The organism is Thauera sp. 27 (genome assembly GCF_000310125.2).
Classification (GTDB): domain Bacteria; phylum Pseudomonadota; class Gammaproteobacteria; order Burkholderiales; family Rhodocyclaceae; genus Thauera; species Thauera mechernichensis.
In genome coordinates this window covers 1-22,235 of sequence record NZ_AMXB01000049.1, presented here as the reverse complement: position 1 = coordinate 22,235, position 22,235 = coordinate 1, and the positions used below count along the sequence as shown (strand labels likewise).

19 protein-coding genes are annotated in these 22,235 nt (G+C 68.1%); 5 read left to right on the top strand and 14 right to left on the bottom strand.

Features of this window, described 5'->3' with window-relative positions; genetic code table 11:
- Positions 1-34: 34 nt before the first annotated feature.
- Complete coding sequence (pdxR, locus tag B447_RS19295; RefSeq protein ID WP_002944547.1) at positions 35-1,519, top strand: MocR-like pyridoxine biosynthesis transcription factor PdxR; 1,485 nt, start codon at positions 35-37, stop codon at positions 1,517-1,519.
- Between the two features lie 96 nt (positions 1,520-1,615).
- Here pdxR and B447_RS19290 read toward each other — a convergent pair whose 3' ends face one another.
- Positions 1,616-2,839, bottom strand: a complete 1,224-nt coding sequence (locus B447_RS19290; RefSeq protein ID WP_002944545.1) for a CaiB/BaiF CoA transferase family protein — start codon at positions 2,837-2,839, stop codon at positions 1,616-1,618.
- A gap of 17 nt (positions 2,840-2,856) precedes the next feature.
- Positions 2,857-4,044, bottom strand: a complete 1,188-nt coding sequence (locus tag B447_RS19285; protein ID WP_002944542.1) for an acyl-CoA dehydrogenase — start codon at positions 4,042-4,044, stop codon at positions 2,857-2,859.
- A 135-nt stretch (positions 4,045-4,179) separates the two neighbouring features.
- On the opposite strand from B447_RS19285, the gene B447_RS19280 reads away from it, so the two are divergent.
- On the top strand, positions 4,180-5,076 hold the full coding sequence (locus tag B447_RS19280) for a LysR family transcriptional regulator (protein WP_002944540.1): 897 nt from the start codon (positions 4,180-4,182) through the stop codon (positions 5,074-5,076).
- A gap of 47 nt (positions 5,077-5,123) precedes the next feature.
- On the opposite strand, the gene B447_RS19275 is transcribed toward B447_RS19280, so the two are convergent.
- Positions 5,124-5,732, bottom strand: coding sequence for a MarC family protein (locus tag B447_RS19275; RefSeq protein ID WP_002925045.1), 609 nt, complete (start codon positions 5,730-5,732; stop codon positions 5,124-5,126).
- A 265-nt stretch (positions 5,733-5,997) separates the two neighbouring features.
- On the opposite strand from B447_RS19275, the gene B447_RS19270 reads away from it, so the two are divergent.
- Both B447_RS19270 and B447_RS19265 read left to right on the top strand, forming a co-directional pair.
- Positions 5,998-6,921 carry a LysR family transcriptional regulator gene (locus tag B447_RS19270; RefSeq protein ID WP_002925047.1) on the top strand — a complete coding sequence of 308 codons (924 nt, stop codon included), beginning with the start codon at positions 5,998-6,000 and terminating at the stop codon, positions 6,919-6,921.
- A gap of 132 nt (positions 6,922-7,053) precedes the next feature.
- A complete protein-coding gene (locus B447_RS19265) occupies positions 7,054-8,364 on the top strand; it encodes a Glu/Leu/Phe/Val family dehydrogenase (RefSeq protein ID WP_002944539.1) in 1,311 nt (436 codons plus the stop codon).
- A gap of 26 nt (positions 8,365-8,390) precedes the next feature.
- On the opposite strand, the gene B447_RS19260 is transcribed toward B447_RS19265, so the two are convergent.
- From B447_RS19260 to B447_RS19240, 5 genes are all read right to left on the bottom strand, one after another.
- Positions 8,391-11,468: an efflux RND transporter permease subunit gene (locus B447_RS19260; RefSeq protein ID WP_002944538.1), complete on the bottom strand. Its 3,078-nt coding sequence runs from the start codon at positions 11,466-11,468 to the stop codon at positions 8,391-8,393.
- Complete coding sequence (locus tag B447_RS19255) at positions 11,465-12,517, bottom strand: efflux RND transporter periplasmic adaptor subunit (protein WP_002944537.1); 1,053 nt, start codon at positions 12,515-12,517, stop codon at positions 11,465-11,467. Before B447_RS19255 ends, B447_RS19260 begins: the two co-directional genes overlap by 4 nt.
- 178 nt (positions 12,518-12,695) lie before the next feature.
- Positions 12,696-14,333: an electron transfer flavoprotein-ubiquinone oxidoreductase gene (locus B447_RS19250; RefSeq protein ID WP_037983196.1), complete on the bottom strand. Its 1,638-nt coding sequence runs from the start codon at positions 14,331-14,333 to the stop codon at positions 12,696-12,698.
- A 61-nt stretch (positions 14,334-14,394) separates the two neighbouring features.
- Complete coding sequence (locus B447_RS19245) at positions 14,395-15,234, bottom strand: SDR family NAD(P)-dependent oxidoreductase (protein WP_002925055.1); 840 nt, start codon at positions 15,232-15,234, stop codon at positions 14,395-14,397.
- 24 nt (positions 15,235-15,258) lie between these two features.
- On the bottom strand, positions 15,259-16,026 hold the full coding sequence (locus B447_RS19240) for an SDR family oxidoreductase (RefSeq protein WP_002944535.1): 768 nt from the start codon (positions 16,024-16,026) through the stop codon (positions 15,259-15,261).
- A 152-nt stretch (positions 16,027-16,178) separates the two neighbouring features.
- Between B447_RS19240 and B447_RS19235 the strand changes: the two genes are divergently transcribed.
- Positions 16,179-17,066, top strand: coding sequence for a cache domain-containing protein (locus B447_RS19235; protein WP_002944534.1), 888 nt, complete (start codon positions 16,179-16,181; stop codon positions 17,064-17,066).
- A 21-nt stretch (positions 17,067-17,087) separates the two neighbouring features.
- Here B447_RS19235 and B447_RS19230 read toward each other — a convergent pair whose 3' ends face one another.
- Genes B447_RS19230 through B447_RS19205 form a run of 6 tightly spaced genes read right to left on the bottom strand, consistent with a single transcriptional unit; the run spans position 17,088 to position 22,186 of the window.
- Positions 17,088-18,227, bottom strand: coding sequence for a helix-turn-helix transcriptional regulator (locus B447_RS19230; RefSeq protein ID WP_002925061.1), 1,140 nt, complete (start codon positions 18,225-18,227; stop codon positions 17,088-17,090).
- Between the two features lie 38 nt (positions 18,228-18,265).
- The gene (locus B447_RS19225; protein ID WP_002944532.1) at positions 18,266-19,210 is read right to left on the bottom strand and encodes an electron transfer flavoprotein subunit alpha/FixB family protein; all 945 of its coding nucleotides are present in this window, start codon (positions 19,208-19,210) and stop codon (positions 18,266-18,268) included.
- Positions 19,211-19,218: 8 nt separating this feature from the next.
- A complete protein-coding gene (locus B447_RS19220) occupies positions 19,219-19,968 on the bottom strand; it encodes an electron transfer flavoprotein subunit beta/FixA family protein (RefSeq protein ID WP_002944530.1) in 750 nt (249 codons plus the stop codon).
- Between the two features lie 39 nt (positions 19,969-20,007).
- Positions 20,008-20,460: a MaoC/PaaZ C-terminal domain-containing protein gene (locus tag B447_RS19215; RefSeq protein ID WP_002925065.1), complete on the bottom strand. Its 453-nt coding sequence runs from the start codon at positions 20,458-20,460 to the stop codon at positions 20,008-20,010.
- Positions 20,457-21,539: an alkene reductase gene (locus tag B447_RS19210; protein ID WP_002944524.1), complete on the bottom strand. Its 1,083-nt coding sequence runs from the start codon at positions 21,537-21,539 to the stop codon at positions 20,457-20,459. The genes B447_RS19215 and B447_RS19210 overlap by 4 nt, the downstream gene beginning before the upstream one ends.
- Positions 21,540-21,547: 8 nt before the next feature.
- Positions 21,548-22,186, bottom strand: coding sequence for an SDR family NAD(P)-dependent oxidoreductase (locus tag B447_RS19205; RefSeq protein WP_083491498.1), 639 nt, complete (start codon positions 22,184-22,186; stop codon positions 21,548-21,550).
- Positions 22,187-22,235 lie beyond the last annotated feature (49 nt).

Below are 22,235 nucleotides of genomic sequence, written 5' to 3'. Positions count from 1 at the left end.
ATACTTCGATAGAACCAATTTTTGCTGCACCGCAATGGATTGCCGACTCAGCTGCGAGCTCATCGTCCAGGCCTACGGAGAGCAGGCCCCCTCCTCCAGCGCCCGCGCACGCCTCTACCTCGCCATCCGCGAGGCCATCATCGCGCGCCGGCTCGCCCCCGGCACCGCGCTGCCGCCCACGCGCACGCTGGCGGCGGACCTGGGCCTCGGGCGGAACACCGTGGTGCGGGTGTACGACCAGCTCATCGTCGAGGGCTACCTGGACAGCCGGGTAGGCTCGGGCACCTTTGTTTCCGACGCAGTAGCCGCCACTGCACCGCAGCAAAAACCACGGCGAATGGTCGGCACACGCAACGAGGGTTTGTCCCGAAGAGGCGGCCGGATCGGTGCCAATGCGTTGTCGAGCCGGGTGCAGGCGGGCGCATTCATGCCCGGCTTCCCGGATGTCACCCACTTCCCCTTCGCCACCTGGCGCAGGCTGGTTGCAAAGCAGATGCGGCTCGAGCAGCGCCACCTGGCGCAGTACGGCTATGGCGGCTACGGACCGCTGAAGCGGGTGCTTGCCGAATACCTGCGTGTAACCCGGATGATGTCGTGCAGGCCGGAGCAGGTCCTGATCCTGAACGGCTCGCACCAGGCGCTCGACCTGTGCGCACGCATGCTCGCCGACGTCGGCGACGTGGCCTGGATGGAGGATCCGGGCTACTGGGGGGCGCGCAACGTGCTGTCCGCCTGCGATCTGGCCATCCACCCGGTGCCGGTCGATGCTCAGGGCATCAACCCGCAGGAAGCCGACTGGGACCATCCGCCGCGCCTGATCTTCGTATCACCGTCGAGCCAGTATCCGACGGGGGCGGTGATGTCGCTCGAACGCCGGCTGCGACTGCTCGAATACGCCGAGAAGAACCGTATCTGGATCATCGAGGACGACTACGACAACGAGATCCGCTACCACGACCACCCGGTGGCCTCACTTTTCGGCCTATCGGCGGCACAGCGGGTGATCTACGTCGGCACCTTCAGCAAGGTCATGTATCCCGGCCTGCGCCTGGCCTATCTGGTGGTGCCGGAAGATCTCGTCGAGGCCTTCACCATCGGCAACGCCGAGCTCTACCGCGAGGGCCGCATGCTGGAGCAGGCGGCGCTGGCCGAGTTCATGGACGGCGGCCATTTCACCGCGCACATCCGCCGCATGCGTGGCATCTACGAGGAGCGCCGCGACCGCCTCATCGCGGTGCTGGAGCGCCACCTGGCCGGCATCGCCACGCCCGCCGGCGGCCTCGCCGGCCTGCACATCCCGGTGCGCTTCGAGCGCCCGCTCGACGACGTGCAGCTGGCTACCCAGGCGCTGCGCGAGGGCGTGGTGATGCGCCCTCTATCCCTGTATTCGATCGACCCTGCGAACAGGCGTCCGGGCATGAACCTCGGCTTCGCCGCGGTGCCGGTGGAGCAGATCGAAGCGCCCGCACTCAAGCTGGTGCGGCTCATCCACGGCCTGTTACCGGCCGGAAGCCTCTGAGCGCGGGCCTTGACGTCGTAATCAATCACGCGCTTGACCGATACGAGGGTCTTCCCGCCGCCTCCTTGTGTTCGCCTCGAGCGTTCTCCTGCCGCTTCAGACGACGCCGTCCGCGCGCAGGCGGGCGATCGCCGCGGCGTCGAGGCCGAGCGTGGCGGCGAGGATCTCGTCGGTTTGCTCGCCCAGCATCGGCGGCGGCAGGCGGTAATCCACCGGCGTAGCCGAGAGCTTCATCGGGCTGGCCACCAGCGGCACCTGGCCGGCGACCGGATGCGACATCGCCACCTTCATCCCGCGCGCCTGCACCTGCGGATCGGCGAAGACGTCAGCCAGGGTATTGATCGGACCGCAGGGCACGGCGAGCGCCTCGAGCCTGGCGATCCAATCCGCGGTGCTGCGCTCGACGGTGAGCTTCTTCAGCAGCGGGATCAGCGTGGCGCGATTGACGACGCGGGCGCGGTTGGTGGCGAAGCGTTCGTCGCTTGCGAGCTGTGGCGCGCCGGCGGCCGCGCAGAAGCGCGCGAACTGCCCGTCGTTGCCGATGGCAAGGATCATGTAGCCGTCGGCGGTGGGGAAGTCCTGGTAGGGCACGATGTTGGGGTGCGCATTGCCCAGCCGCTGCGGGCTCTGCCCGGTGGCGAGGTGGTTGCCCGCCTGGTTGGCGAGGCAGGCAACCTGCACGTCGAGCAGCGCCATGTCGATGTACTGGCCCTCGCCGCTCTTGTCGCGCCAGGCCAGCGCGGCGAGCACCGCGTTGGTGGCGTACAGGCCGGTGAGAATGTCGGTGAGCGCCACGCCCACCTTCATCGGGCCGCCGCCCTCCTCGCCGTCGGGCCGGCCGGTGATGCTCATCAGCCCGCCCAGCCCCTGTATCAGGAAGTCGTAGCCGGCGCGCGGCGCATACGGCCCGTCCTGGCCGAAGCCGGTGATCGAGCAATACACCAGGCGCGGATTGACCGCCTTCAGGCTGTCGTAGTCGAGGCCGTACTGCGCGAGGCCGCCGACCTTGAAGTTCTCCAGCACCACGTCGGATTCGGCGGCGAGCCGGCGCACCAGCGCCTGGCCCTCGGCCTGGGTTATGTCGATGGTGATCGAGCGCTTGTTGCGGTTGGCGCACAGGTAGTACGCCGCCACATTGGTGTCGGCGCCCTGCTCGTCCTTGAGCCAGGGCGGCCCCCAGCCGCGGGTGTCATCGCCGGCGCCGGGGCGCTCCACCTTGATGACGTCCGCGCCGAGGTCGGCGAGCATCTGCCCGGCCCAGGGACCGGCCAGGATGCGCGAAAGGTCTAGGACGCGGATGTGCGAAAGGGCGCCAGGCATCGGGGGTCTCCGGGGACTTAATTGCTGAACGCGGCGATGCCAGTGATGGCGCGACCGAGGATCAGGGCATGGACGTCGTGGGTGCCCTCGTAGGTGTTCACCACCTCCAGGTTCACCAGGTGGCGGGCGACGCAGTATTCGTCCGAGATGCCGTTGCCGCCGAGCATGTCGCGCGCGGTGCGGGCGATGTCGAGCGCCTTGCCGCAGGAGTTGCGCTTAATGATCGAGGTGATCTCGACCGGGGCGATGCCCTCGTCCTTCATGCGACCCACGCGCAGCACCGCCTGCAGACCGAGGGTGATCTCGGTGAGCATGTCGGCGAGCTTCTTCTGGATGAGCTGGTTGGCGGCGAGCGGACGGCCGAACTGGTTGCGGTCCATCGTGTACTGGCGGGCGGTCTCGTAGCAGGCCTCGGCAGCGCCGAGCGCACCCCAGGCGATGCCGAAGCGCGCCGAGTTCAGGCAGGTGAACGGCCCCTTGAGGCCGCGCACGGTGGGGAATGCGTTCTCGTCCGGTACGAAGACCTCGTCCATGACGATCTCGCCGGTGATCGAGGCTCGCAAACCGACCTTGCCGTGGATGGCGGGCGCGGTGAGTCCCTTCCAGCCCTTCTCGAGGATGAAGCCCCGGATCTGGCCTTCGTCGTCCTTGGCCCACACGACGAAGACGTCGGCGATCGGGCTGTTGGTGATCCACATCTTGCTACCCGACAGGCTGAAGCCGCCGTCGACCTTGCGCGCGCGGGTGATCATCGAGCCCGGATCGGAGCCGTGGTTCGGCTCGGTGAGGCCGAAGCAACCGATCCACTCGCCGACGGCGAGCTTGGGCAGGTACTTCTGCTTCTGCGCCTCGGTGCCGAACTCGTTGATCGGCACCATCACCAGCGAGCTCTGCACGCTCATCATCGAGCGGTAACCGGAATCGACGCGCTCGACCTCGCGCGCGATCAGGCCGTAGCATACGTAGTTGAGGCCGGCGCCGCCGTACTGCTCGGGAATGGTGGCGCCGAGCAAGCCCAGTTCGCCCATTTCGCGGAAGATCGCAGCATTGGTCTTCTCATGGCGGAAGGCTTCCTGAACGCGCGGCAGCAGCTTGTCCTGGCTGTAGGCACGCGCGGTGTCGCGCACCATGCGCTCGGTCTCGGTGAGCTGCAGGTCGAGCAGCAGGGAATCTTCCCAGTTGAAGCTAGCCTTGTTCGAAGCCATGTCGTGTCTCCTCGTACGATCGGTCGTGCAGGCGGCTGCCTGTGCGTGATTCGCATCCTATGAACTCCGTATGAACAGCTCAAACGATATTTCTGCAGTAACCTGTGCGTTTACGGAATTCCGACAAGCCCCACCATGCGCAAGAAGATTCCCAGCACCGCTGCACTACTCGCCTTCGAGGCCGCCGCACGCCATGAGAGCTTCACTCGAGCAGCAGAAGAGCTCGCACTGACGCAGAGCGCAATCTGTCGCCAAATTGGCGCGCTCGAGGATTTTCTCGGCGTAGCGCTGTTCCGCCGCACCCGGCGCGGCGTCCAGCTCACCGAGGCAGGACTGAGCTACAGCCGCCAGATCAGCCCCCGGCTCGACGCGATCGAACACGACACCTTGGCCGTAATGGCAAATCACGGCGCCAGCAGCCTGCTCGAACTCGCAGTAGTGCCAACCTTTGCCACACGCTGGCTGCTGCCACGCCTGGCCGGTTTCAGGGAGAGGCACCCCGACGTGTTGGTAAACATGCACACGCAGACCCGCCCCTTCCTGTTCGATCAGACCGAGTTCGACGCCGCGATCTACTTCGGCGATGCTGGCTGGCCCGGCACCGAGGCCCATTTCCTCATGCGCGAGTATCCGGTCCCGGTGTGCAGCCCGAACATGGCAGGCGTGCGAGCACGGATGAGCCCGGACGAAGTCGCCGAACTCCCCCTCCTGCAACAGACAACCCGCCCGTATGCCTGGCGACAATGGTTCGCCGCCGCTGGCGTGCACGCTACCAACGACATGGGGGGCATGCGGCTGGAGCTGTTCTCGATGCTCGCTCAGGCAGCAATAGAGCGCATGGGCGCGGCGCTGATCCCCCCCTTCCTGATCCAGCAAGAACTGGCCGCTGGCAGCCTGATCAGCCCATGCCCACGCAGTTTTCCGAGCACACGGGCGTACTACCTGATCGTGCCTGAGGGTAAGGCAGAACGCCCTGCACTGAAGAGCTTCCGAGCCTGGCTCGGCGAAGAGGCGCAGGCGACGAAGCTGTAGTAAGCGCCTTGGGCCGACATCAGGTTAAATGGCACCGGCGGGCCCGCTCATGCCTGCACATAGGCGCGGATGCCGGCGGCGATGAACTCCACCGCCAGTGCCGCAAGCACCAGGCCCATCAGGCGGGTCATGATGTTGAGTCCGGTACGCCCGGCAAGACGGCTGATCGGGCCCGCGAGGCTGAAGGCGAACCAGACCACGGAGCCCATCACCAGGCCGGCCCCCAGCAGCATCAGCACCGTACTGGTGCCCTGGTCGGCGTAGATGATGACCGTGCTGACCGTCCCAGGGCCGGTGAGCAGCGGAATGGTCAGCGGCACCACGGCAATGTTGGCGCGTTCGGCGGCCTCGTCGGTCTCCTCGGGCGTCGTGCGGCTGGGGGCGGGCTGGGCGTTGAACATCGAAATGGCGACGATGAACAGCAGCACGCCACCACCGACCTGGAGCGAAGCCACCGTGATGCCGAAGCCGGCCAGCAGGTACTTTCCGCACAAGGCGGTGACCGCGATCACGACGAAACTCGCCAGCGCTGCAGTACGTGCGGTTCGGCGACGCTCGAGCGCCGACTGGCCCTGGGTCAGGCCGATGAAGGCCGGGATCGCGCCAAAGGGGTTGATGAGCGCGGCCAGCGTGATGAAGATCTTCGCAAATTCCATTCGATGCACTCCAAACGGCCAATGGGGAATGCCCCCGCATGGTCCCGCGTCCGGCAGACTACGATGCCGGCGCGGTCGGCGGCAAATTCCGCAGGCACCGCCAGTGCTCGAGGCGCGCAAACCCGCTTGCGGCTGACTCAGCCTGTCCCGCCGCGCTATCCTCGCCGCCTTCTTGCGGCCTTGTTGCGGCAGCGAGCGCGGCCACGCCGAAGCCGGCGCACATCGACCAGCCCGCACGGAGTGCCTGCGGCACGGAGACCTACTTATGGAACTGAAATGGCTGGAAGACTTCATCAGCCTGGCCGAAACGGGCAGCTTCTCGCGCTCGGCAGAGCAGCGTCATGTGTCGCAGCCGGCGTTCTCGCGCCGCATCCGTGCCCTGGAGGCGTGGCTGGGGGCGCCGCTGGTGGACCGCAGTGCGTATCCAACCCAGCTCACCGCGGCTGGAGAGGCCTTCAAAGGCCCGGCTGCGGACCTCATCAGCCGGCTGCATGCGGCCCGCGCACTTGCGCGCGGCATGCAGCCGGTAGCGGGCAATGCCCTCGTGTTCGCCGTGCCGCACACCCTGGCCTTCGCCTTCTTTCCCGCCTGGCTGGGGCAGCTCAAGCAGGCCTTCGGCGAACAGCCCACGCGCCTGATGGCAGGCAACGTCCATGACGTGGTCACCACCCTGGTCGAAGGCGGGTGCGACCTGCTGCTGTGCTACCACCATCCCGCCTATCCCGTATGGCTGGATCCCGCGCGCTTCGAGGGCCTCAGGCTCGCCACCGAGACGGTGCGGCCCTATCTGCCACGGGGGCTCGTCGGAAACGGGCGCTGGCGGCTGCCGGGCACACCGGAGACGCCCATCCCCTTCCTGCGCTATGGCCCCAACACCTATCTGCGCAGGATGGTCGACACCATCCTCGATCGCGCCGGTCAGCCGGCACACCTGGCGCTCCACTACGAGTCCGACATGGCCGAGAGCCTGAAGGCGATGTTGCTTGCCGGACACGGCCTGGCCTTCCTGCCCGCCAGTGCAGTGACGCGCGAGCTCGAACGCGGCGAACTAAGCGTTGCCGGCGATGCCCGATGGACGCTCGAAATGGAAGTGCGGCTCTATCGCGACCGTGCCAACACGCGCCCCGAGCTGCTGCGACTGTGGGCGCATCTGACGGCCGATGTGGCGGCGGCGGACGGCGCGCGCTGACGCTGCGGCCTCGTCCTGCGGGTGCGCTTGCGCAGTTTATGCGCGAAACGCATGACCCGATGAAGCAACGGTATCCGCGACCAGGCGACCCCGCCGGAGAATGCGCGCTTTCCACGCGAGGAGACCCCGCACATGAGCACGCAACCCGCCCGTCCCGCCAGCTTCGACAAGCTGGGCGGTCTGTCCTACCTCAATCCGGCTGCGCCCGAACCGTGGTCGAGCTTCGTCGAGCAGATCGAGCGCGTACGCCCCTATCTCGGCTCGCTCGAGCGCTGGATCGAGACCCTCAAGCACCCCAAGCGCACGCTGATCGTCGACGTGCCCATCGAGCGCGATGACGGCACCGTCGCCCACTACGAGGGTTACCGTGTGCAGCACAGCCTGTCGCGCGGACCGGGCAAGGGCGGGGTGCGCTTCCATCCCGACGTCACGCTCAACGAGGTGATGGCACTCGCCGGCTGGATGACGATCAAGAACGCCGCGGTCGGCCTGCCCTTCGGCGGCGCCAAGGGCGGCATCCGCGTCGACCCGGCAAGCGTGAGCAAGGGCGAACTGCAGCGCATCACCCGCCGCTACACCTCCGAGATCGGCGTCATCATCGGCCCGAACAAGGACATTCCGGCACCCGATGTGGGCACCAACGCAATGACCATGGCGGTGATGATGGACACGTACTCGATGAACCGCGGCGGCACCGCCACCGGCGTGGTCACGGGCAAGCCGATCGCGCTCGGCGGCAGCCTGGGCCGCCAGGAAGCCACCGGCCGCGGCGTGTTCATCACCGCCCGCGAGGCCGGCCGCAGCATCGGCCTGCCGATCGAGGGTGCGCGCGTGGTGGTGCAGGGTTTCGGCAACGTCGGCGGCATTGCCGCACGCCTGTTCCACGAGGCCGGTGCGCGCGTGATCGCGGTCGCCGACCATACCGCCACCCTGGTCAACGAGGGGGGCATCGACGTCCCCGCAGCGCTCGCGCACACGGCGGCGAACGGCGGCCTCGCAGGCTTTGCCGGTGCCGCGGCGATCGACATCGAAGACTTCTGGCAACTCGGCTGCGAGTTCCTCGTGCCGGCCGCGCTCGAAGGCCAGATCACCCCGCAGCGCGCCGAGCGCATCCGCGCCCGTGTCGTCGTCGAAGGCGCCAACGGCCCCACCACGCCCGCGGCCGACGACGTGCTGCGAGCGCGCAACGTGCTGGTGGTGCCCGACGTGATCGCCAACGCCGGCGGCGTGACGGTGTCGTACTTCGAATGGGTGCAGGACTTCTCGAGCTTCTTCTGGAGCGAGGAGGAGATCAACGAGCGCCTCGAGCGCATCATGATCAACGCCTTCAACGCCATCGCGCATGTGGCGACCGAGAAGCAGGTGCCGCTGCGCACCGCGGCCTTCATCATCGCCTGCAGCCGGGTGCTCGAAGCGCGCGCCGAGCGCGGCCTGTACCCCTGAGCGCGGCGCCCGGTCGAAACCAGGCGCTAGGCCGGCCCGCCGGCCTGCGCATCCGCACCGAGGCGGAACAGCAACGCGTACAGTGCCGGCACGAACAGCAGGGTGATCGCGGTACCCACCGCGACACCGCCGATCAGCACATACGCGAGCGGCCCCCAGAAGGTGTCCAGCGTCAGCGGGATGAAGGCGAAGGCCGCCGCAATCGCGGTCAGCACCACCGGGCGGGCACGCTGCACTGCAGCCTCGACCACGCCGTCGAAGGGGCCCATGCCGGCCTCGAAGTTGTCCGCGACCTGCTGGGTCAGGATGAGGGTGTTGCGCATCAGGATGCCGGCGAGGCCCGTCAGCCCGAGCAGGGCGACGAAGCCGAAGGGCTGGTCGAACAGCAGCAGCGCGATCACCGCACCGACGAGGCCGAGCGGCGCGGTCGCCAGCACCACGAAGGTGCCGGTGAATGAGCGCATCTGCAGCATGATGAAGATCAGCATGCAGGCCACCATGAGCGGCTGCAGCGCCTGGATGGAGGCGTCGGCCTTGCCCGACTGCTCGACCGCACCCGAGATCATGATGCTGTAGCCGGGTGGCAGCTGGCTGCGCACGCCCGCAAGCGAAGCCCACACCGCCGCGGTGACGTCGTTGGGCTGGGCACCCTGCACATCGGCCTGCACCAGCAGTTCGGGCTCACGGTTGTAGCGTTTGATCACCGGCTCCTCGAAGCGCACCTCGAGGCGGCCGAGCTGGCTTGCCGGCAGCTTGCGCCCGTCAGGGGTAAGGATCTCGAGCATGGACAGGCTCTCCGCATTGAGCCGTGCGCCGCCGCTGGCACCGCGCGCGATCACGTCCACCGTGCGGATATCCTGGCGTACCTGGGCGATGCGCGTGCCCTCGAGGTGGAACTGCAGCTGCTGGGCCACGTCCTGCGGCGTGAGCCCGAGCAGACGCAGGCGCTCGACGTCCATCGCCAGATGCAGCACCGGCGCGCGCTCATCCCACTCGAGGTGCGGATCGACGATGTGCGGGTTGGCCGCCATCACCTCGCGCACCTGATGCGCGATGCGGCGCAGCTCGAGCTGATCCGGCCCCAGCACGCGGTAAGCCACCGGCCATACCACCGGCGGCCCGTAGAGCAGACTCGACACTCGCACCCGGGCCTCGGGAAACTCGCCCTCATCGACGTGGCGCTGCAGCTCGGCGATCAGCGCATCGCGCGCCGCCACGCCCTCGGTGACCACGAGCAGCTTGGCAAACGCGGGGTCGGGCGGCTCGGGGTTGGCGGACAGGAAAAAGCGCGGCACACCGGCGCCCACGTAGGCCAAGCTCGAGCGGATGCCGTCCTGGGTGGCGAGGATGGCCTCCAGCCTGCGCACGGTTGCATCCGAGGCCGCAATGCTGCTGCCCTGGGGCAGATAGACGCTGAGCAGCACCTCGGGGCGATCCGAGCTCGGGAAGAACTGCTTCTGCACCACCGTCGCCATGCCCAGCACCGCCAGCACGAGCAGGCCCAGGGTGCCGAAGACCACGGTCTTGCGCCAATGCACGCAGCCGGTGATGAGGCGGCGCAGGCGGCGGAACATTGGCGTCTGGTACACGCTCTCGTGGCTGTGGACGTTCTCCGGCGCCACCGTCGGCAGCATCTTGACGCCGAGGTAGGGCGCGAACACCACCGCCACCAGCCAGGACACCAGCAGCGAGATCGCCAGCACCCAGAAGATGTTGCCGGTGTATTCACCGACCGCCGAGCGCGCAAAGCCGATGGGCAGGAAGCCGGCCACCGTCACCAGGGTGCCGAACAGCATCGGCGCAGCCGTCACCGTCCACGCGTGCGCCGCGGCGCGGATGCGGTCCCAGCCCTCCTCCATCTTCACCAGCATCATCTCGACCGCGATGATGGCGTCGTCCACCAGCAGGCCGAGGCCGATGATCAGCGCCCCCAGGGTGATGCGGTCGAGGTTGATGCCCATCAGCTTCATGAGCAGGAAGGTGATGCCCAGGGTCACCGGCACCGCGATGCCGACCACCAGCCCGGCACGCCAGCCGATGGCCAGCATGCTCACGCCCACCACCACGACCACCGCCACCAGGAACTTGAGCTGGAAAAGCTCGACCGCGGCCGAGATCGCCTCGGCCTGGTTGGTCAGCACCTCGAGCGTGATGCCCAGCGGCAGGCGTTCGCGCTCGGCGTCGACGAAGTGGTCCAGGCGCTCGCCCAGCACCAGGCCGTTCTCGCCCTTGTTCATGACCACGCCGAGCAGCACAGCATCCTCGCCGCGCGAGCGCACCAGCTGTGCGGGGGGTTCCTCGTAGCCACGGTGGACATGGGCGATATCGCCCAGGCGCAGCACGCGGTCGGCAACCCGGATCGGCACCGCGGCGAGTTGCGCGGTATCGGAAAGGTCCGCATCCAGGCGCAGGTACAGGCGCGGACCCTCGGTCTCGAGGCGGCCGGCAGGCAACAGGCGATTGCCGGCATTGATGGCGTCGAACACCGCCTGCGGCGCGATACCGAGGTTGGCCAGGCGCGCGTTGTCGAACTCCACGTACACGCGCTCGGGACGCTCGCCCAGCACCAGCACCTTGTGCACGCCGTCGACGCGTTGCATGCGGTCGCGGATGGCCTCGGCCTCGCGCACCAGTTCGCGCATCGGCAGGCCGGGCGCGGTCAGCGCGATGAGCTTGAAATAGACGTCGGCGAAATCCTCGTTGACGATCGGCCCGATCACTCCGGCCGGCAGGCTGCCGGCCTCGTCCTGCATGCGCCGGCGCACGTCGTACTTGAGCTGCGGCACCTCGCCCGGCTTGGTGTATTCATGGAACTCGATCTGCATGTTGGCCGAGCCGGGGCGGATGGTGGTGATGATGCGGTACACATGCTCCACCTCCTGGACGCGCTTCTCCAGGCGGTCAACCACCTGCTCCTGCATCTCCTCGGGGGTCGCGCCCGGCCACACCGCATTGACCACCATCACCCGCATCGTGAATGCAGGGTCCTCGGCCCGCCCCAGCGACAGGAAGGCATACACGCCACCGAGCACCGCCAGCAGCAGGAAAAAAAAGGTGATCGAGCGCTCGCGCACGGCGAGCGCAGACAGGTTGGGGAAGCTCATCGCCCAAGCTCCCGCACCGCCATGTCCTCGACCAGCAGGTGGGTGCCGAGCGCGACGACCCGGTCGCCGGCCGCGAGCGGCCCGCGTACGCGAGCGGCCTCGCCATCGGTCCCCACCACGGTCACCGCCACCGCCTCGACGCGCCCATCGCGCAACCGCCACACCCGCGGCCCCTGGCCACGATCGTTGAGCGCACCGAGCGGGACGACGAACTCGCCCTCGGCCTCCGCCAGCGGGGTATCGAAGCGCGCACGCAGCACCGCACCGAGCACCAGCGCATCAGGTGGGCCCAGCACGGTATAGCGCGCACGCAGCGTGCGCCCCTGACGATCGACCGCGCCCGCCGTCTCACGCAAGCGCAAGGCCAGCGTCACGTCCTCGCCCAGCGTCGCTTCGCCGTCCTGCGGCGGCTGCGCGCCCTCGGGGAAGTACACCTCGAGCTCGCGCTCGCCCGCCTGTGCCAGCATCGCCACCGCCTGACCTGGGGCCACCACCTGTCCAGGCTCGCCGGTGACGTCGATCAGCACGCCGTCGGCCGGCGCCAGCAGCCGTCCATAGCCGAGCGCGTTCCGCGCCTGGGCAAGGCGCGCCGCGGCGGCATCGCGCCGTGTCTGCGCCTCGCGGCGCGCCAGCTCGAAGCGCTCCAGCGCCTGCGCGCTGGTAAAGCTCTGCTCCTGCAGCTGACGGTTGCGGGCGAGATCGGCAACCGCGGTCGCCAGAGCCGCATCCGCGGCGGCGAGGTCGGCTTCGGCGGCACGCGCACCTTGCTCCAGGTCGCGCTTGTCGAGCTCGAACAGCACCTGCCCGGCCGCGACCTGCTGACCTGCGTCAACCCGGCGCTCGGCGATCCGTCCCCCGACCTGGAAGGCGAGCGGCGTCTCCACCCGTGCCCGCACCGTACCCGACAGCCCGAGCTGGCCCTCGGTGCTCGCCGTCACCGCCACGGTCTTCACGAACGGCGGCGCCTTGTCCTGCACCGGGGGCACACTGCGCTCGCAGCCCGACAGGACGAACGCACCCAGGATCAGCGGGAGCACGAACAGGCGCATGGGGGACTTCCGTTCAGATGAGTTCAGCATGGGGGGCGAATCGTACGGCATCGATGAGGACGCCGAGATCATGCCACACCCCATTCGCGCCCATGCAGGGTTCCGAACGGAGACGTACGGAAGCTGAACGTGGCGGCTCGGCGTTCCGGCATGTGATGGCCGAGCACGCGTGCGCCGCTTACATCCCCTGGTAGATCGGTCCTTCGCCGCCCTGCGGCACGACCCAGTTGATGTTCTGGGTCGGGTCCTTGATGTCGCAGGTCTTGCAGTGCACACAGTTCTGGGCGTTGATCTGCAGGCGCGGCCCAGCCTCCTCATTGACGATCTCATACACCCCGGCCGGGCAGTAGCGCTGCTCGGGGGCGTCGTACTTGGCCAGGTTGATCGCGATCGGCACCGCGCCGTCCTTCAACTGCAGGTGGCAGGGCTGCTCTTCCTCGTGGTTGGTGTTGGACAGGAACACCGAGGACAGGCGATCGAAGGTGAGCACGCCGTCGGGCTTGGGGTAATTGATCTTCGCGCAGTCGGCCGCCGGCTTGAGCTTGTCATGGTCGGCGCTGTTGCGCAGCGTCCACGGCGCCTTGCCGCGGAACACCACCTGGTCGATGCCGAACAGCAGCGAACCCAGGTACAGGCCCTTCTTCATGTAGGGCTTGAAGTTGCGCGTCTTGTGCAACTCGGCGTACAGCCAGGAGTCGCGGAAGGCGGCCGGGTAGGCGGTGAGCGCGTCGCGCTCGCGTTCCTTGGCGAGCGCCTCGAAGGCGGCCTCGGCGGCGAGCATGCCCGACTTGATCGCGGCGTGGCTGCCCTTGATGCGCGCGGCGTTGAGAAAGCCCGCATCGTCGCCGACCAGCGCGCCGCCCGGGAAGATCAGCCGCGGCAGGCTCTGCAGGCCGCCGGCGGCAATGGCGCGCGCGCCGTAGGCCAGGCGCTTGCCGCCTTCGAGATACTTGCGGATCTCGGGGTGCGTCTTGTAGCGCTGCATCTCCTCGAAGGGCGACAGGTGCGGGTTCTCGTAGTTGAGGCCGACCACGTAGCCCACCGCCACCAGGTTGTCCTCGAGGTGATAGACGAAGCCACCGCCGTAGGTGGCGTTGTCCATCGGCCAGCCGGCGGTGTGCACCACCAGGCCGGGGCGATGGTTCTCGGGCCTGACCTCCCACAGCTCCTTGATGCCGATGCCGTAGGTCTGCGGGTCGGCGCCCTCGCGCAGATTGAACTTCGCCTCGAGCTGCTTGCCCAGATGGCCGCGACAGCCTTCGGCAAAGAGCGTGTACTTGGCGTGCAGCTCCATGCCCGGCTGGTGGTGCGGGCCGGGCGTGCCGTCACGGTTCAGGCCCATGTCGCCAGTGGCCACGCCCTTGACCGCGCCTTTTTCATCGAACAGGATCTCGGCGCCGGCAAAGCCGGGATAGACCTCGACGCCGGCCGCCTCGGCCTGCTCGCCGAGCCACTTCACCACGTTGCCCAGGCGCACGATGTAGTTGCCGTGGTTCACGAAACAGTCGGGCAGCAGGCCGTTGGGGGCCTGGCGGGCGCCGGTCTCGGACAGGAACAGCACGCGGTCTTCGGTGACCTCGGTGTTGAGCGGGGCGCCCTGTTCCTTCCAGTCGGGGATGAGCTCGGTGAGCGCCTTGGGGTCCATCACCGCGCCCGACAGGATGTGGGCACCGATCTCGGCGGCCTTCTCGATCAGGCACACCGACAGCTCCTGGCCCTTGGCCGTGGCGAGCTGTTTCAAGCGGATCGCCGCCGCCAGCCCGGCCGGGCCGCCGCCGACGATCAGCACGTCGAATTCCATCGACTCGCGTTCGATGCTCATGAAGATCCCTTCGTAAAACAGAATAGCAGTCGCACCCGGCGCGGGTGGCCCGCGGTCATGCGTTGCGCCAGTCCGGCACGACACCGTGTTCGAGCGCGAACGCCTGCGCCTGCACGGTACGGCGCTGGAAGCGGTCAGCCTCCGGCTGCGTCGCCAGCCAGCACATCACCGCGGCTGGCACCTCCGGTGGCGCCACCCCCTTGCGCATTGCCAGCACGCCTTTGTCGCCAATCGTGGCGCGCAGGGCTTCGGTGGTAACCACACCGGGGTTGATGGTGAACGCGCGGATGCCTTGCTCGCCGAACTCCGCGGCAAGCACCCCCGACAGGCGTGACACTGCCGCCTTGCCCGCCCCGTAGGCATACCCCCAGCCGCCCTTGCCGGCGGCCACCGGCGGGTCGCTCTCACCGGCACCGGAGGTGACATTGATCACCGTGCCGCCGCCGCGCGCGATCATCGCCGGCAGCAGGCACTGGGTGAGCACGACCGGCGCCATCACGTAGCCCTGGAACACCCGTTGCAGGGTCTCTCCCCCAAGCGCCATGAAGGGCAGGTTGAGGTCGCTGCCCTGGTAGATGGCGTTGTTGACCAGCACGTCGACCTGCCCGTAATGGGCGAGTACGGCTGCAGCTGCGCCACGCACCGAGGCCTCGTCCAGCAGGTCCATGCGCAGCACCAGCACCTCGCGCCCGAGCGCGCGCACTGCAGCGGCGGTCGAGGCCAGGCTGCCGGCAAGGGGACGGCCCTCGGCATCGGTCAACGCATGCGCGTGTGTCTCACCCTCTTCCAGGGTGCGCGCGCTGATCGCCAGGTCGTAGCCCGCACGCGCGAAGGCGAGCGCGGTCTCGCGCCCGATCCCCCGGCTCGCGCCGGTAATGAATGCAACCTTGCTCATGATCGGACGCCGTCTCCGCTGGGTTCAGAAGCGCTCGGGGCGCGTCATCGCATCCATGCCGCCATCGACGAAGACGACGGTGCCGTGCACGAAGCTGGCCTGCGCGGATTGCAGGAAGCACGCCACGTTGGCGATCTCATCCGGCGCGCTGTTGCGTCCGATCGGTGCCACGAAGTTGCGGATCGCCTCGCCATAGCGGGCGTCGGCGCGCGAGGCGTCGAGCAGCGGCGTCTCCACTGCGCCCGGAGCCAGGACATTGAGCCGGATCCCCTTGGGGCCGAGCTCGACGGCCTTCTTGCGCGCATACACCGTGATCGCGTACTTCGAACCCGCATAGGCGGCCTGCGGCATCGCCATCGCGTCGGCCTGGGTGCGCGCGCCCGCTTCGTCATTGGCGAGCATGGCGCCGACCATCGGCAGCTTGTCCATGCCCTGGTGCACCGAGGCTACCGAGCCGATCAGCAGCACGGCAGGCTTGGTGCCACGCTCGAGCGCAGGCGCCAGGCCATCGACCAGCTCGCTCATGCCGAAATAGTTGACGCTCACGATCAGGCTGCTCGACGGCGCGGTCGGCCCCAGGCCTGCACAACAGACCAGGCCGTCGAGCTTGCCGCCGCAGGCCTCGAGCACCGCATCCACTGCAGCCTTGCGCCCCTCGGCGGACGCCAGATCGGCGACGATGTCGGCGTTCTGGCGGTCGATGCCGATGACGCGCTGGCCTGCGGCGAGGAGTTGATCGCGGATCGCGGCGCCGATGCCCGACGCGGAACCGGTAACGACAGTGACGCTCATGTGAATCTCCCTCGACCCCCGGTGGGGGAACATGTCAATGCCGCAGTATCACCAGCGCAACAACGGCCCGGCATCGTCCGCGCGGACTAAGCCCTCGCCCCCCGGCCTGCTCTAGAATCGCGCTCATCGACCGTTCCTCCAGGAAGCTTGCCATGAAGCCGCCGCAGCATCTGCTCCTCGCCCTGATGATCGGTCTCGCCACAGCGGCGATGCCGGTGCATGCAACGGAAAGCGCCGCGACAACGCAGCGCGCACAACAAGCCGCCGACAGCGGCTCGCGCGCACAGGCCCTGCTCGACCGCGCCGAACGGCACCTGGTGGACAAAGGCGATGAGGCGCTCGCCAGCTTCAGCCGCGCCGGGGAGTTCGTTGAAGGCGAACTCTACGTGTACGCGATCGACACCCAGGGCAACTTCCTTGCCAGCGGCGGAAGCTCGATCACGCTGATCGGGCGCAACGTCACCGACCTGCAGGACAGCGAGGGGCGCAGCTTCATGCGCGAGATCCTCGATGGTGCCCGCGCGCAGGGCGCAGGTCGCGTCGAGTACCGCTGGCGCAACCCGAGCACGGGACGCAACGATCCCAAGATCGCCACCTACCGCAAGGTCGGCGAGCGCATCCTCGTGGTTGGCTACTACACCCCGTTCGCCAGCCTGGAACTGGCCAAGTCGCTGCTGTGGCGTGCCGTACACCAGTACAAGACCCAGGGCGACGCCGCCTTCGCCCGCTTCAACAGCCTCAACGGCGGCTTCGTGCAGGACGATCTCTACGTGTTCGTGATCGGTCTCGACGACGAGATCGTGTACGCCAACGGCGGCCACCCGCGCTTCGTCGGCCGCAAGGGCGGCGAGCTGGCCGACACCAACGGCAAGCGCTTCATCCGCGAAATGATCGATGTCGCCCGCGACCGGGGCGAGGGCGAAGTCGAATACACCTGGCGCAACCCGCTCACGCAGAAGGTCGAACACAAGCGCAGCCACGTCATCCGGGTGGATAACTACCTCTTCGGCGCAGGCGCATTCACCGGCCCTGCGCGCTGAACCGGCGCCCAGGCGCCGGGTTCAGGCGATACGGCTCAAGGCAGCCACGCTGTTGAGCATGATGCGCACCAGCTCGGTCTGACGCCTGACGCCGGTCTTGGAAAAGATCGAGCGCAGATGGGCGCGCGCCGTGTTGCGACGGATGTTGAGCGCCTCGGCAGCCTCTTCCAGTGACAGGCCGTTGGCCAGCTCCATGGCGAGCGCAGTCTCTGCCGGGGTCAGGTTGAAAAGCTGCTTGGCCGCCGCCGTGCTGGCGAGCGACTTTCCGGCCGCATCGCGGATATACACCATCGCCGCGGGGTGGCCCTTGCCCTCGGCCCACTCCTGCGAGGGCACGGGCTCGACCACGATCCCCAGGCTGACCTGCCCCGAGGGGCGCGACACCGACATCGCCTGCGCCAGCGTAGGCGGACTGCCGGCGTGGCGGAGAAAGGCATTGCGGATGAGCTGCTGCAACTCGCGGTTGTCGCTCGGATAGGAGGCCTCGAGCCGCCCGCCGACCAGCTTCAGGCCATCGTTCGCAGCCACCAGCTCGCGCGCGATCAGGTTCTGCTCGAGCACCTTGCCGCTCTCGTCGAGCACGATGGTGCCGACCGACAAACGGCCGATGGCATCGGAGTACAGCGCCCCCATCGACTCGCTGCGATCGAGCAGGTTGTGCACATGCAGCGCCCGGCGCAGATGCGGCAGCAGCGCCTCGCAGCGCGCACGATCGACCGCGTCGAAGTTCTGCGCCGCCTCGCCGCGCGTGATACGAAAGCGCAGCTTGCCACCGTCGGGCGTCGAGATGTCCGCACCCATGACATGGAACACATCCTTGGGCGCGCACCAGTGCTGGAAATAGGGCATGCGCCGCCACTCAGCCTGGGTCATCAGGTCATCGACGGTGAACACCTTGTCCACCGGCTGATTGACGAAGGGCGTGCTGTCGTGGCCATAGGGCAGGTAGGTCACCCGGTCGCCGCCCTCGACCCCGACCGCGATCATGAGGCCCAGATTGCCCTCGTCGGGGCTGCGCAGGATCAGGGTGACGTAGTTCGCCTGGAACAGCGCACGCAGCATCTCCAGCGCATTCGGCCAGCCACGGCTCTCGAGCGACGCGTCGTAGAGCGCCGAGACGATGCGGTCGTAATCCGCGAGATCCAGATCAATGTTGGCCAAAACCCTATCCCTCATCGACGCAGCCGCTGCACGCGCCGCTAAGCCTGTGCGATCCCGGACGTCAGGGCCGGCACCGCCTCGAAAAGATCCGCAACCAGGCCGTAGTCGGCGACCTGGAAGATTGGCGCATCCGGATCCTTGTTGATCGCCACGATCACCTTGGAATCCTTCATGCCTGCCAGGTGCTGGATCGCACCCGAGATCCCGACCGCCACGTAGAGCCCCGGCGCCACGATCTTGCCCGTCTGGCCCACCTGGTAATCGTTGGGAACGAAACCGGCATCGACCGCCGCGCGCGACGCACCGAGCGCTGCGCCCAGCGTATCAGCAAGGGGTTCGAGCACGCGGTGATAATTCTCACCGCTGCCCAGCCCCCGACCACCGGAGACGACGATCGCCGCTGCGGCCAGCTCGGGGCGCTCGGACTTGCTCAATTCGCGGCCGACGACGCGCGACAGCGCCAGGTCCGGGCCCGCCTCGAGCGTGCTCACCACCGCGCTGCCGCCGGCAGTCGCCTGATCGAAGGCGGTGGTGCGCACGGTCAGCACATCCAGCGCCTGGTCAGACTCGACCGCTACCATGACGTTCCCGGCGTAGATGGGGCGCAGATAACGGCCCGGCGCATCGATCGCCACCACGTCGGACACCGCTGCCGCGTCGAGCAGTGCGGCCGCGCGAGGGGCGAGATTCTTGCCGAAACTGGTGGCCGGGGCAAGCACGGCCCGGTAGCCGCCCGCGCCCGCCACGCGCTGCACCAGCGCGGCGAGGTTCTCCGCCAGCGGCTCGGCATAGTGCGCAGCCTCGACCAGCAGCACCCCGCTCACACCCGCCAGCGTTGCCGCCTCGGCGGCAACCGCCGCACAACCGTGGCCGGCAACCAGGACGTCGACCTCGCCACCGAAACGGCTCGCCGCCGTCACCGTGTTGAGGGTCGCCGCAATCAGGCGGCCGTTGTCGTGTTCAGCAATGACCAGTGTCTTCATCATTCGCCTCAGATCACCTTCGCTTCGTTGCGAAGCTTGTTGAGCAGTTCCGCCACATCGGCGACCTTGATGCCGCCCTTGCGCGCGGCGGGCTCCGCGTGACGCACATGGCGCAGACGCGGCGTGATGTCGACGCCGAGTTCAGCGGCCGGCAGCACCTCGAGCGGCTTCTTCTTCGCCTTCATGATGTTGGGCAGGGTCGCGTAGCGCGGCTCGTTGAGGCGCAGGTCTGCGGTCACCACCGCCGGCAGCTTGAGCTCGAGCGTCTCGAGGCCGCCATCGATCTCGCGCGTGACCGCCACCACACCCTCACCCACCGCCACCTTCGAGGCGAAGGTGGCCTGCGGCCAGCCCATCAGCGCAGCAAGCATCTGCCCGGTCTGGTTGGCATCGTCGTCGATCGCCTGCTTGCCGCAGATCACCATCTGCGGCTGTTCGCGCCCGGCCACCGCCTGCAGCAGCCTGGCGACCGCCAGCGGCTGCAGCTCGGCGTCCGTCTCCACCAGGATGGCGCGATCTGCACCCATCGCCAGCGCACTGCGCAGGGTCTCCTGACTTGCTCCGCTACCGCAGCTCACCGCGACCACCTCGGTTGCGACACCCGCCTCGCGCAGGCGTACCGCCTCCTCGACGGCGATCTCGTCGAAGGGATTGATCGACATCTTCACGCCGGTCAGCTCGACTCCGCTCTGGTCGGACTTGACCCGTACCTTCACGTTGTAATCGACGACCCGCTTCACCGGGACAATGATCTTCAAGTCTTTCTCCTTGCTCACTTTTTGATTGCGCCCGCGCGCTCAGGCCGCAAGCGGCTCGCGGCGCAGCATGACGACATTGGCATTGAAGCTCACCACCACCTCGTCGCGCTGGTTCAGCAACTCGAAGCGCGACACCAGGATGCCCCGCTCCGGCCGGCTGGCGGGGCTGCGCTCGACATGGGTGACGCGCACTCGCAGCGTGTCGCCTGCCACGCCCGGGCGATGGAAGCGCAGGTTCTCCCAGCCACGGCCGGCGATCGACGCCGTCTCATCGCTGGGAATGGAATGACTCAGGCGGATGGTGATCGACAGCAGATGCACGCCCGCGGCAAACAGCTGCCCGATCGGCGACCTGGCCGCCGCTGCCTCATCCACATGGGGCGGAAACGGATCCCACTCGCTCGCAAAGGCCTTGATGTTGGCGGCGCTCAGCACATAGTGCTCGGACGATTCACGCGGCACATCGAGCTCGACGTCTTCCCAATAGATCATGCGCTCACCCCTTCGGCGACCGGGTAATCGGTATAGCCGGCAGCGCCCGGCGTGTACAGCGTCCTGCGGTCGAAGCGGGCGAGCGGCAGGCCGTCGCGCAGACGGCGAACGAGATCGGGGTTGCCGATGAAGTCACGCGCGAAGGACACGGCCTCGCCCTGCCCGGCCGCGAGCGCAGCCTCGGCCGAGGCCCCATCGAAGCTGTCGTTGAGGATCAGCTCGCCGCCGAAGCCGGCACGGGCGAGCGCGAAGGCATCGACCGCGGGCGATTCGGCACGCATCACATGGGCATAGGCCAGGCCCATGCTGCCCACCTGGCGCAGCAGTTCGGCGTGCGTCGCGACGGTGTCTTCGTCGCTGATGTCGTTGTAGCTGTTGCCGATGCGAAAGCGCAGGCCGACACGCCCGGCCCCGATGGCCGCAGCCATCGCCTGCAGGCACTCGGTGGCGAAGCGCACGCGCTTGGCGACACTGCCGCCGTACGCGTCGCTGCGCTGGTTGGTGCCCGAACACATGAACTGCATCGGCAGGTAGCCGCTGGTGCAGTGCAGCTCGACGCCGTCGAAACCGGCCTCGCGGGCCTTGATCGCGGCCTGCGCATGCTCGGCCACCACGGCGTGCACTTCTTCGGTGGACAGCGCGTGCGGCATGTCGTAAGGCTGCATGCCGGCGCTGTCGGTAAAGACCTCGCCTGCAGCGCGAATCGCCGACGGCGCCACGGTGGCGACACCCTCACCCTTGATATGGTGACTGCCGATACGGCCAGCATGCATGATCTGCAGCACGATGCGTCCGCCACGCGCATGCACGGCATCGGTGACCTTGCGCCAGCCGGCAACCTGCGCCGCGGTGGCGATGCCTGGCTGGCGGCAGTAGGCCTGCCCGGCCGCGCTCGGCCACGCGCCCTCGGCGACGATCAGGCCGGCGTCCGCGCGCTGGGCGTAGTAGTCGACCATCAGCTCGCCCGGCACGCCTTGGGCGTCGGCGCGGTTGCGCGTCATCGGCGCCATCACGATGCGGTTGGCGAGCTCGAGTTCGCCCAGGCGCAGCGGCGTGAAGAGACGTTCGAAAGTGGGCATGACGGCGCTCACAGCGCGGTGACCAGCACCGACGAGCGTCCGCCATCGACCGGCAGGCTCGCCCCGGTGATGTAGGACGCCTCGTCGCTGGCGAGGAACAGGATCGCGTTGGCGAGTTCCTCCGGCTGCCCCACCCGGCCCATCGGAATCAGCTTCTCGGTGTTCCTGCGCGAGGCCTCGTCAGCCAGCATGCCGGCCGTCGCCGGGGTCTCGACCACCGCGGGGATCACCACGTTGACGCGGACGCCATGCGGCGCGCCCTCGGCGGCTGCGGCGCGCGAGAAGTTGTCGATCGCCGCCTTGGCCGCCGAGTACCCGGCCATCCACGGCGTGCCGAGCTGGCCGCAGATCGACGATACGTTGACGATCGCGCCGCCCTTGCCCTTCATCAGGCGCATCGCGGTACGCGTGCCCCAGAAGGTGCCATCGACCGAGGTCGCGAAGTTCGCATGCCAGTCGGCGGTGCTCATCTCCTCGATGCTGCCCCAGGTGTAGGCCATGGCGTTGTTCACCAGCACGTCGAGGCGGCCATGGCGCTGCGCCGCCGCTTCGAGGGCGGCGGTGAAACCCGCCTCGTCGCTGACGTCGGCAACTACAGCCTCGGCCTTGCCGCCGGCTGCGACGATACCCGCCACGACCTCGTCCAGTGGCTCCCCCCCCCCCCCCCCCCCCCCCCCCCCCCCCCCCCCCCCCCCC